Source organism: Kitasatospora sp. NPDC001539, assembly GCF_040298565.1.
Lineage (GTDB): Bacteria > Actinomycetota > Actinomycetes > Streptomycetales > Streptomycetaceae > Kitasatospora.
The window spans coordinates 1-12,013 of record NZ_JBEPAK010000216.1; the positions used below are offsets into that span (position 1 = coordinate 1).

General features: G+C 76.9%; 3 protein-coding genes. All 3 read right to left on the bottom strand.

Annotated features, from left to right (window positions below; all coding sequences use genetic code 11):
- Positions 1 to 1,979: type I polyketide synthase (locus ABT247_RS26200; RefSeq protein WP_350746710.1), on the bottom strand; the 1,979-nt coding region annotated here is incomplete at its 3' end.
- Between the two features lie 68 nt (positions 1,980 to 2,047).
- Entirely contained in the window at positions 2,048 to 7,777 is a 5,730-nt protein-coding gene (locus ABT247_RS26205) for a type I polyketide synthase (RefSeq protein WP_502892507.1), read from the bottom strand.
- 29 nt (positions 7,778 to 7,806) lie between these two features.
- On the bottom strand, positions 7,807 to 12,013 hold a 4,207-nt coding region (locus ABT247_RS26210), incomplete at its 5' end, for an SDR family NAD(P)-dependent oxidoreductase (protein ID WP_350746716.1).

The window sequence follows — 12,013 nt, forward strand, 5'->3', positions numbered from 1 at the left end:
ATTTCGCCTTGGGAGTGGCCGATGACGGCGGTGGGGTGGATGCCGAGGGATTGCCAGAGCTCGGCGAGGGCGACCATGGTCGCGAAGAGGGTGGGTTGGACGATGTCGACGCGGGTGAGGTCGAGGTGGCCGCGTAGGGCGTCGGTGAGGGACCAGTCGATGTAGGGGTCGAGGGCGGTTTGGCAGCGGGCGATGGAGTCCGCGAAGGCGGGGGAGGTGTCGAGGAGTTCGGCGCCCATGCCGGCCCATTGGGAGCCCTGGCCGGGGAAGACGAACACCGGTCGCTCGAAGGCGCCGACGCTGGTGGGGGTGGTGTCGTCGGCGATGGTGGTGAGGCTGGTGAGGAGTTCTTCGTGGTTTCGGCCGAGGGCGACGGCGCGGTGGTCGTGGGTGGTGCGGGTGGTGAGGAGGGTGTGGCCGGCGGCGCGCAGGTCGGTGTCGGGGTGGTCGTGGAGGTAGGTGGCGAGTTGGGCGGCGTGGGCGCGCAGGGCGGCGGGGGTGCGGGCGGAGATGACCCAGGGCACGACGGGCGAGGGCGCCGTGAACGCGGCCTGCTCAGGCTGCTCGGTCTGTTCGGCCTCGACCGGTGGCGCCTCCTCCAGGATCACGTGCGCGTTCGTCCCGCTCGCGCCGAAGGCCGAGACACCAGCCCGTCGCGGGCGCCCGTCCACCTGCGGCCACTCCCGGGCCTCCGTCAGCAGTTCCACCGCGCCGGCGGACCAGTCGACGTGCGGGGTGGGCTGGTCCACGTGCAGGGTGGGCGGCAGCACGCCGTGCCGCATCGCCATCACCATCTTGATCACCCCGGCGGCTCCCGCCGCCGCCTGGGTGTGGCCGATGTTGGACTTCACGGATCCGAGCCACAGCGGCTCGGGCCCGGGCCGCTCCTTGCCGTAGGTGGCGATCAGGGCCTGCGCCTCGATCGGGTCGCCGAGTGTCGTCCCGGTGCCGTGCGCCTCGACCGCGTCCACGTCGGCGGCGGTGAGCCGGGCGTCGGCGAGGGCGGCGCGGATCACCCGCTGCTGTGACGGCCCGTTCGGCGCGGTGAGCCCGTTGGAGGCGCCGTCCTGGTTGACGGCCGAGCCGCGCACCACCGCGAGGACCCGGTGGCCGTTGCGCCGCGCGTCGGAGAGCCGCTCCAGCAGCAGGACACCGACGCCCTCGCCCCAGCCGGTGCCGTCGGCGGCGGCCGCGAAGGCCTTGCAGCGCCCGTCGGGGGCGAGGCCGCGCTGCCGGCTGAACTCGACGAACATGCCGGGCGCGGCCATCACCGCCGCCCCGCCCGCGAGCGCCGTCGAGCACTCGCCCCGGCGCAGCGACTGGCAGGCCAGGTGCAGGGCGACCAGCGAGGAGGAGCACGCCGTGTCCACCGTGATCGCCGGCCCCTCCAGGCCGAACACGTAGGACAGCCGGCCCGAGAGGACGCTGGCCGCGCCGCCCGAGAGCAGGTATCCCTCCAGGCTCTCCGTCGCCCGCTGGGCGAGCGCCGCGTAGTCGACCTGCCCGGCGCCCATGAAGACGCCGGTCCGGCTGCCGCGCAGCGACTCCGGGGCGATGCCGGCCCGCTCGAAGGCCTCCCAGGAGGTCTCCAGCAGCAGCCGCTGCTGCGGGTCCATCGCCAGTGCCTCGCGCGGGCCGATGCCGAAGAACCCGGCGTCGAAGCCGTCCGCGCCGTCCACGAAGCCGCCCTCGCGGGCGTAGGTGTGGCCGGTGCGGTCGGGGTCGGGGTCGTACAGCGCCTCCACGTCCCAGCCCCGGTCGGTGGGGAACGGCGAGACGGCGTCCCGGCCGTCCGCGACGAGCTGCCACAGCCGCTCGGCGGAGTCGGCGCCGCCGGGGTAGCGGCAGGCCATGCCGACGATCGCGATCGGCTCGCCCGCGACGGACTCCGACTCCTGGAGCCGGCGGCGGGTCTCCTGGAGGTCTGCGGTCACCCGCTTGAGGAAGTAGCGGAGCTTGTCCTCGGTCTCGCTGGCCACAGTGGCGCAACCCCTTCGGATGGGACGGGAACAGGACGACTGGTCGGCGGTGGTGCCGGCCGGAGGAGTCAGGAGATGCCGAGTTCGTTGGTGATGAAGTCGAAGACCTCGTCGTCGTCGGCGGAGTCCAACTCCAGCCCGGCACCGGGGGACCGGTCGTCCTCCGGCCCGTTCCGGCGGCTCCACCGGTCGGCCACCGCCCGCAGCCGGTCGGCGATCCGCGCCCGCTCGGGGTGGTCGGCGCCGACCTCGGCCAGGGCGGCTTCGAGGCGGTCCAGCTCCGCGAGCACCGGAGCGGCCGAGGAGGCCTCCTCGCGCGGGAGTTCCGCGTCCAGGTAGCGGGCGAGTTCCGCGGCCGTCGGGTAGTCGAAGACGAGGGTGGCCGGCAGGCGGAGACCCGAGACGGCGGTCAGGCGGTTGCGCAGTTCGACGGCCGTCAGCGAGTCGAAGCCGAGTTCGCCGAACACCCGGTCCGCCTCGACCGCGGTCGGCGCCGAGTGGCCCAGCACCAGGGCGACCTGACCGCGCACCAGGTCCAGCAGGGCCCGGGCGCGCTCCGCCTCGGACAGTCCGGCGAGGCGCTGCCTGAGGGCGTCCGCCGCGCCGGCCTCCGGCCGGTGGGCGGGCGCTGCGGCCGGGCCGGCCAGCCCGCGCAGCAGCGGCGGGAGGTCCGGGCCGGCCTGGCGCAGCGCGGCCGGGTCCAGCCGGACCGGCAGTGCGGTCGGGTCCGCCCCGGCGAGCGCGGTGTCGAACAGCGCCAGGCCGTCCTGCGGGCTGAGCGGGAGCACGCCCGAGCGCCGCATCCGGCCGAGCACGGCCTCGTCGAGGGCGCCCGCCATGCCGCGGTCCTGCTGCCACAGGCCCCAGGCCAGCGACCGGGTGGGCAGGCCCCGCGCGGCGCGGTGCTGGGCGAGGGCGTCGAGGAAGGCGTTCGCCGCCGCGTAGCCGCCCTGGCCGGCGCCGCCGAGGGTGGCCGTCGCGGAGGAGAACAGCACGAAGGCGGCGAGGCCGCTGTCCCGGGTGAGTTCGTGCAGGTGCCAGGCGGCGTCGGCCTTGGGGCGGAGCGCGGCTTCGAAGCGTTCCTCGGTGAGCGAGGCCAGGGCGCCGTCCGCGGCCACGCCGGCGGTGTGGACGACGGCGGTCAGGGGGTGGTCGGCCGGGACGGCGGCGAGCACTGCCGCGAGTGCCTCCCGGTCCGCGGCGTCGCAGGCGGTCACCGTCACGGTGGCGCCCAAGGCGGTGAGGTCGGCGACGAGTTCGGCCGCGCCCGGGGCCTCGGGGCCGCGGCGGCCGAGCAGCAGCAGGTGGCGCACCCCGTACGTGGTGACCAGGTGCCGGGCGAGCAGTGCGCCGAGCGCGCCGGTGCCGCCGGTGATCAGCACCGTGCCGGCCGGGTCCAGGGCTGTGCCGTCCGGGTCCAGAGCTGCGCCGGCCCGGGCCGGCGCGGCCGCAGAGACCGCGGAGCTCGTGGCGGCCGTGGAGCTCGCGGCGGCCGTCGCCGGGCGGGCGCGCACCAGGCGCGGTGCCAGCAGGGTGCCGGCGCGCAGGGCGAGCTGCGGTTCGTCACCGGCGGCCGCCGGGGCCAGCGCGGCGGTCGGGTCGGAGTCGCCCTCCAGGTCGAGCAGGACGAAGCGGCCCGGGTGCTCGGCCTGGGCGGCCCGGACGAGGCCCCACAGCGGGGCGTGGGCGAGGTTCGGGACGTCGGCGGCCGCGCGGCCGGGGGCCGGGCCGTCGGCATCTGCCTGGCCGTCGGCGTCCGCCGGCCCGGCGGCCACCGCACCGCGCGTCACCAGGACCAGCCGGGAGCCCGCGAAACGGTCGTCCGCCGCCCACGCCGTCAGCGCGGACCAGGTCCGGCGCAGGGCCGCGCGCACGGCCGGGGGGAGCTCGCCGGTGGTGTCCGGCAGGGGCAGGACGACCGCGTCCGGGGCCGGCAGCCCCGCGGCGACGGCCTCGCCGAGCGCCGCCAGGTCCGGATGGCGGTCGAGGCCGGGGAAGGCGGACCCGTCCCCGAGCACCGCCCAGCGGCCCCGGGCCGCCTCGACCGCCGGGACGGGCTCCCACGCGACGCGGAACAGGGCGTCGCCGAGCCCGGCCCGGGCCGCCGCGCGCAACTGGTCGACCGAGACCGGCCGGGCCCGCAGCGCACCGACCGAGGCGACCGGTGCGCCGGCCTCGTCGGCCACGTCCAGGGACATCGCGTCCGGCCCGGCCGGGGCCAGCCGCAGGCGCAGCACCGCGGCGCCGGGGCGGTGCAGCCGCACGTCGTTCCAGGCGAACGGCAGCAGGACCTGCTCCCCGGTGTTCCCGACCAGCCCCGCGTGCAGCGCGGCGTCCAGCAGGGCGGGGTGGACGCCGTAGCCGTCCGCCCGGCCCCGCTCCGGCTCCGGGAGGGCGACCTCGCCGTACACCTCGTCGCCGGCGCGCCACATCGCCCGCAGCCCGCGGAACGACGGGCCGTAGTCGAAACCGTCCCGGGCGACGGAGGGGTAGAAGCCGTCGAGGTCCACCGGCTCGGCGCCGCGAGGCGGCCAGTCGCCGGCCGGCTGCCAGCCGGTTTCGCCGGTTGTGGCGGACAGCGTGCCGCCCGCGTGCCGGGTCCACTCCGCCGCCTCGTCCGGGCGGGCGTACACGCCGATCGGTCGCCGGCCCGTCGCGTCGGCCGCGCCGACCACCACCTGCAGCTGGGCCGTCCCGGTCCCGGTGAGGATCAGCGGCGCCTCCTGGTCCAGCTCCTCGACCGTGGTGCAGCCGACCGACCGCGCCGCGTGCAGGGCCAGTTCCAGGTACGCGGTGCCGGGCACCACCGTGCTGCCCAGCACCACGTGGTCGGCGAGCCAGCGGTGCGAACGGGGCGACAGCCGGCCGGTGAGGATCAGCCCACCGCCCTCGGCCGGGGTGACGGCGGCGCCGAGCAGAGGGTGCCCGGCGCTCGTCACGCCGAGCCCGGCCGGATCGGCGGGGGCGCCGCCGGCCGCGTCCAGCCAGTACCGCTCGCCCTGGAACGCGTACGTCGGCAGGTCCAGCCGGCGGCCGGCCGGGCCGTGGAGCGCGGTGAGGAGCGCGGGCCAGTCCACCCGGGCCCCCCGCACGTGCGCCTGGGCGACCGCGGCGAGCACCGTGTCCGGCTCCGGACGGCCCCGGCGCAGCAGCGGCACCGCCACGACGTCACCGGCCGCGTCCCCCGCGCACTGCCGGGCCATGGCGGACAGCACACCGTCGGGGCCGAGTTCCAGGAAGGTCGTGACGCCCCGGTCGAGCAGGTGCCGCACGCCGTCGTGGAAGCGCACGGCCTCGCGCACGTGCCGCACCCAGTACTCCGGGGTGCGGATCAGCTCGGCGGCCACCGGCCGGCCGGTCAGGTTGGAGACCACCGGGACGGTCGGTTCGTGCAGCGTCAGGCCGTCGAGCACCGCGCGGAACGGCGCGAGCATGTCCTCCATGCGGGCCGAGTGGAAGGCGTGGCTGACGGCCAGCCGCTTCGTCCGGCGGCCCTGCGCGCCGAGCCGCTCGGCGACCGACGCGACCGCCTCCTCCTCGCCGGAGACCACGACGGAGCGGACGCCGTTGACGGCGGCGATGCCGGCCCGGCCGGCGTGGTCCGCCAGCAGGACGGCCACCTCCGGCTCCGTCGCCTCCACCGCCACCATCGCGCCGCCGGCGGGCAGCTGCTGCATCAGGCGGCCGCGGGCGGCCACCGCCGTGACCGCGTCCTCCAGCGAGAACACCCCGGCGACGTGGGCGGCCGCGAGTTCCCCGACCGAGTGCCCGAGCACGAAGTCCGGCCGCAGCCCCCAGGACTCGGCCAGCCGGAACAGCGCCACCTCCAGCGCGAACAGGGCGGCCTGGGCGAACGCCGTCCCGTCCAGCCGGGCCGCCTCGGGCGACCCCTCCTCGGCGAGCAGCACCTCGCGGACCGGCAGGCCGCTGCGCTCCGCCAGCAGGTCGCACACCCGGTCCAGCTCGGCCGCGAACACCGGGAAGCGCCGGTACAGTTCGCGGCCGGCGCCGGCCCGCTGGGCGCCCTGGCCGGTGAACAGGAAGGCCAGCCTGCCGGTGCGCGCCGCCTGGCCCCGGAACAGGCCCGGGGCGTCGTCGGCCCGGCGCAGCGCCTCGAGGCCGGCGAGCAGTTCCGCGCGGTCCGTCCCGAGTACCACCGCCCGGTGGTCGAGGCCGGCGCGGGCGGTGGCCAGCGTCCACGCGACGTCCGCGGTGGGCCACTGCGGCGCGGCGGCCACGGCGTCGGCCAGCCGGCCGGCCTGGGCGCGCAGCGCCTCGGGGCTGCGCGCCGACAGCAGCCACGGGGTCGCGGCCGGCACCGCGGGGGCGGGCTGCTCCACGGCGGGCTGCTCCACGGCGGGCTGCTCCACGGCGGGCTGCCCGTCGAGGGGCTCCTCCTCGACGGGCTGCTCCAGGATCACGTGGGCGTTGGTGCCGCTGATGCCGAAGGAGGAGACGCCGGCCCGCCGGGGGCGGTCGACGGCGGGCCAGTCGCGCCGCTCGGTCAGCAGCTCCACCGCGCCGCGCGACCAGTCGACCTGCGGGGTCGGCTCGTCGACGTGCAGGGTGGCCGGCAGGACGCCGTGGCGCAGCGCCAGCACCGTCTTGATGACGCCGGCGACGCCCGCGGCGAGCTGGGTGTGGCCGATGTTGGACTTCACCGAGCCGAGCCAGAGCGGCCGTTCGGCGGGCCGGCCCTGCCCGTAGGTGGCCAGCAGGGCCTGCGCCTCGATCGGGTCGCCGAGCCGGGTGCCCGTCCCGTGCGCCTCCACCGCGTCCACGTCGGCGGCGGTGAGCCGGGCGTCCGCGAGCGCGGCGCGGATCACCCGCTGCTGGGCCGGGCCGCTCGGCGCGGTCAGGCCGTTGGAGGCACCGTCCTGGTTGACCGCGGAGCCGCGGACCACGGCGAGCACCGGGTGGCCCAGCCGCCGGGCGTCGGAGAGCCGCTCGACCAGCAGCACGCCGACGCCCTCGCCCCAGGCGGTGCCGTCCGCCGCGCCCGCGAAGGCCTTGCAGCGCCCGTCGGGGGCGAGGCCGCGCTGCCGGCTGAACTCGATGAACATGTGCGGCGCCGCCATCACCGCCGCGCCGCCGACCAGCGCCATCGAGCACTCGCCGTCGCGCAGCGCCCGGGCCGCCAGGTGCAGCGCCACCAGCGAGGAGGAGCACGCGGTGTCCACCGTCACCGCCGGGCCCTCCAGCCCGAAGGCGTAGGCGAGCCGACCGGAGGCCACGCTGACGGTGGTGCCGGTCAGCAGGTAGCCCTCGGCTCCCTCCGCGCCGCGCGGATCGGCGGCGTAGCCGAGCGGGGAGGCACCGACGAACACGCCGGTCGCGCTGCCGCGGACGGACTCCGGGTCGATGCCGGCGCGTTCGAAGGCCTCCCAGGAGGTCTCCAGCAGCAGCCGCTGCTGGGGGTCCATGGCGAGCGCCTCGCGCGGGCTGATCCCGAAGAACCCGGCGTCGAACAGCTCCGCGCCCTGGACGAAGCAGCCCGTCCGGACGTAGCTCCGGCCCGGTCGGTCCGGGTCCGGGTCGTACAACTCCTCGGTGTCCCAGCCGCGTTCGGCCGGGAACCCGGACAGGGCGTCCCGGCCGTCGGACACCAGGCGCCACAGGTCCTCGGGGCTGTGGACGCCGCCGGGGAAGCGGCAGGCCATGCCGACGATCGCGATCGGCTCGTGCCGGGCCTCGGCCAGCCGGTGGTTCTGCTGCTGGAGGCGCTTGTTCTCCTTGAGCGAGAGCCGGAGTGCCTCCAGCACCCTCTGGTCCTGTGGTGCAGCCTGTGATGCAGCCATCGTTGGGTTTCTCCGCAGTCCGAGCGCGATCAGAGGTCAGTGGTGCCGAAGGCCAGGCCGATCAGGTCGTCGGCGTCCATGGCGTCGATCTCGTCGAGGTCCGCGTCCGGCACGGCCGGCGGCTCCTCGGGTCCGGCGCCGGCCAGCGCCAGCAGCGCGTCGAGCAGGCCGGCGGCGCGCAGCCGGGCCGGCGGGACGGTCGCCAGCAGCCGGCTGACCTCCTCGTCCGGGACGGCACGGCCGGCGGGTCCGGCCGGGCCGCCCGATGCAGCCGGGGCCAGTTCGGCCTGGAGGAAGGCGGCCAGGGCGTCCGGCGTCGGGTGGTCGAAGACCATGGTGGCCGGCAGCCGCAGTCCGGTCGCGGCGTTGAGCCGGTTGCGCAGTTCGACGGCGGTCAGCGAGTCGAAGCCGAGCTGCTTGAACGCCCGGTCCGGCTGGATCGCCCCGTCGGTGGCGTGCCCGAGCACCACGGCCGCGTTGCTGCGCACCAACTCCAGCAGGGCGCGGGCGCGTTCGGCCTCGGGCAGGGCGGTCAGCCGCAGGGCCGGGGCGGGCCCGTCGTCCGCCGCGTCGGCCGCCGCCGCGCGCCTGGCACCCGCACCGACCAGTCGGCGCAGCAGCGGCGGCACCGAACCGGACGGGAAGGCGGCACGGGCGGCCGCGACGTCGAGCTTCATCGCCACCAGCTGGTCCCGGTCGGAGTGCAGGGCCGCGCCGAACATCGCCAGGCCGTCAGCGTCGGACAGCGGGCTCACGCCGGAGCGCCGCAGCCGGGCCAGGTCGCCGGCCTCGAGGTGGCCGGTCATGCCGCTGGCCCGCTCCCACAGGCCCCAGGCGATCGACAGGCCCGGCAGGCCCTCGGCGCGGCGACGCCGGGCGAGCGCGTCCAGGAAGGCGTTGGCCGCGGCGTAGTTGCCCTGACCGGGGCCGCCCAGGACGGCTGCCGAGGAGGAGAACAGCACGAAGGCGCGGAGGTCCGCGTCCCGGGTCAGCTCGTGCAGGTGCCAGGCGGCGTCCACCTTGGGGCGCAGCACGGCCGTGACCTGCGCGGGGGTCAGCGAGGCGATCACCGCGTCGTCCAGCACGCCCGCGGCGTGGACGACGCCGGTGAGCGGGTGTTCGGCCGGCACGGCGGCGAGCACCCGCGCGAGGTCCGCACGGTCGGCCGTGTCGCAGGCGGTGACCGTCACGGCGGCGCCCAGCGCGGTGAGCTCGGCGGCGAGTTCGGCCGCACCGGGGGCCTCGGGGCCGCGGCGGCCGAGCAGCAGCAGGTGCCGCACGCCGTGGTCGGTGACCAGCCGGCGCGCCACCAGGCCGCCCAGCACGCCCGTGCCGCCGGTGATCAGCACGGTGCCGTCCGGGTCCAGCACGGTGCCGCCCTGACCCGGCGCGGCGGGCATGGTGAGCACCACCTTGCCGACGTGCCGGGCCTGGCTCATGAAGCGGAACGCCTCCAGCGCCCGCCGGACGTCCCAGGTGCGGGCCGGGACCGGACGGAGCACCCCGCGCTCGAACAGCGGCATCAGTTCGGCCATCATCCGGCCGATCCGGTCGTAGCCGGCCTCGATCAGGTCGAACCACAGGTAGGACGTGCCGGGGTGGGCGGCGGCGACCTCGGCCGCGTCGCGGATGTCGGTCTTGCCCATCTCCACGAACCGCCCGCCGTCCGCGAGCAGCCGCAGCGAGGCATCGACGAACTCGTGGGCGAGGGAGTTGAGGACCACGTCGACGCCCCGCCCACCGGCGGCCTCGCGGACCCGCTCCTCGAAGTCGAGGCTGCGCGAGGAGGCGATCCGGTCCTCCGGCACGCCGAGCGCCCGCAGGGTCTCCCACTTGGCGGGAGCGGCCGTGGCGAACACCTCGGCGCCCAGGTGGCGGGCCAGTTGGAGCGCCGCCATGCCGACGCCGCCGGTCGCCGAGTGGATCAGCACCGACTCGCCGGCGCCGAGGCCGGCGAGGTCGACCAGGCCGTAGTACGCGGTCAGGAAGGCGATCGGCACCGAGGCGCCCTCAGTGAACGTCCAGTGCGCGGGAAGCGGGACGAGCAGCCGCTGGTCGACCACGGCGACCGGCCCGAACGAGCCGGGCACCATGCCCATCACGCGGTCGCCCGGCGCGAACGCGGTGACGCCGGGCCCGGTCTCCAGCACGACGCCGGCCGCCTCCCCGCCCATGACGTCCTGGTCGACCATGCCCAGGCCGAGCAGTACGTCGCGGAAGTTCATGCCGGCGGCGCGGACGGCCAGCCGGACCTGTCCGGGCGCGAGCGGCTCGGAGGCCGCCGGGTGGGGGAGGAGGGCGAGGTTCTCCAGGGTGCCCTTGGCGGTGGTGTCCAGGCGCCAGTGGGGCGCGTCCGCCGGGGGCTCCAGCAGCCGGCCGGTGGCCGCGCGGATCAGCCGGGGGGCCAGCAGGACGCCGTTCCGGGCAGCGAGTTGGGGCTCGGCGCCGGCGAGCGCGGCGGCCAGGGCGCCCTGCCGCCCGGCCGTACGGCCGTCCAGCGCACGCCCGTCCAGGTCGAGCAGGACGAAGCGGCCCGGGTGCTCGCTCTGGGCGGAGCGCAGCAGGCCCCAGACCGCGGCACCGGCGAGGTCCTGCACGCTCTCGCCGGACCCGGCGGCCACCGCGCCGCTGGTGAGAACGACGAGCCGGGCGGCGGCGAACTGGTCGCTCGCCAGGAACTCCTGGGTGGCCGTCAGGACCTCCGCGACGGCGGCGTGCGCGGCGGCGGACGGGTCCGCGGACTCCGGGCCGTCGGGACCGGCGCAGGTGACCAGAACGGCGTCCGGGACGGTCGCACCGGCCTCCACGGCCTTGGCGAGGGCCGCCAGGTCGGGGTGCGTCCCGAGCCGGAGGTCGTCGGGCAGCCCGACGCGGTCGGTGCCGAGCAGCACCCAGCGCCCGGCGGGCGTCCCGGAGGACGGGGGCAGTTCGGTCCACTCCACGGCCAGCAGCCGGTCCGCGTCGTCGTCTGCCGCCCGCAGCTGCTCGCGGTCCACCGGACGGCTCGCCAGCGACGCCACCCGGGCGACGGGCGCGCCGCTCCCGTCGGCCACCGTGAGGGCGACCGCGTCGGCCCCGTCCGGTGACAGGCGCACCCGCAGGGCGGTCGCGCCGGTGGCGTACAGGGAGACTCCGCTCCACGAGAACGGCAGCCGCACCTCACCGGGGGCGGCGGCCGCCGCCGCGTGCAGGGCCGCGTCCAGCAGGGCGGGATGCAGGCCGAACCGCGCGGCCGCGTCGTGCTGCTCGCGCGGCAGCCGCACCTCGGCGAACAGCTCCTCCCCCTGCCGCCAGAGCGCCTGCAGGCCCCGGAAGGCGGGCCCGTAGCCGAGGCCCTCGGCGGCCAGGCGGGAGTAGAGGTCCGTGAGGTCCACGGGTTCCGCGCCGGCCGGGGGCCAGGCGGCGAGGTCCCAGGACGGGTGCTCGGCGCCCGTCGCCAGGACGCCGGTCGCGTGCCGGGTCCAGGGGACGTCGGCGTCGGGCCGGTCCGGGCGGGAGTGGACGGAGACGGCGCGCCGCCCGTCGTCGGCGGCGGACCCGATCCGGACCTGGAGCTGGACGGGGCCGTCCTGCGGGAGCAGCAGCGGTGCCTGGAGGGTGAGTTCCTCGAGCACGTCGCAGCCGACGTGGTCGCCGGCGTGGAGAGCGAGTTCGACGAGCGCGGTGCCGGGAAGGAGCGCGGCGCCGAAGACGGCGTGGTCGGCGAGCCACGGGTGGGTGGTGAGGGAGATCGAGCCGGTGAGGACGAGTTCGTCGTCGTCTGCGAGCGCGAGGAGCGCGCTGAGCAGGGGGTGGTCGGCAGGGGTGAGGCCGGCGGTGCGGACGTCTCCGGTGGGTGCGGGGGCGTCGAGCCAGAAGCGTTCGCGTTGGAAGGGGTAGGTGGGCAGGTCGATCCGTCGGCGTCGGGTGGTGGGGAGCAGGGCTGACCAGTCGACGGGGACGCCGTGGGCGTGGACCTCGGCGAGGGAGGTGAGCAGTCGTCGGAGGCCGCCTTCGTTGCGGCGGAGGGTGCCGGTGGTGAGGGTGGGGTGGTTCGTGGTTTCGGCGGTGTCCTGGATGGTTGTGGTGAGGACGGGGTGGGGGCTGATTTCGATGTAGGTGGTGTGGCCGTCGGTGAGGGCGGTGCGGATGGCGTCGGTGAAGCGGACGGGTTGGCGGAGGTTGGTGTACCAGTAGTCGGGGGTGAGGGTGGTGGTGTCGATGGGGGTGCCGGTGACGGTGGAGTAGAGGGGGATG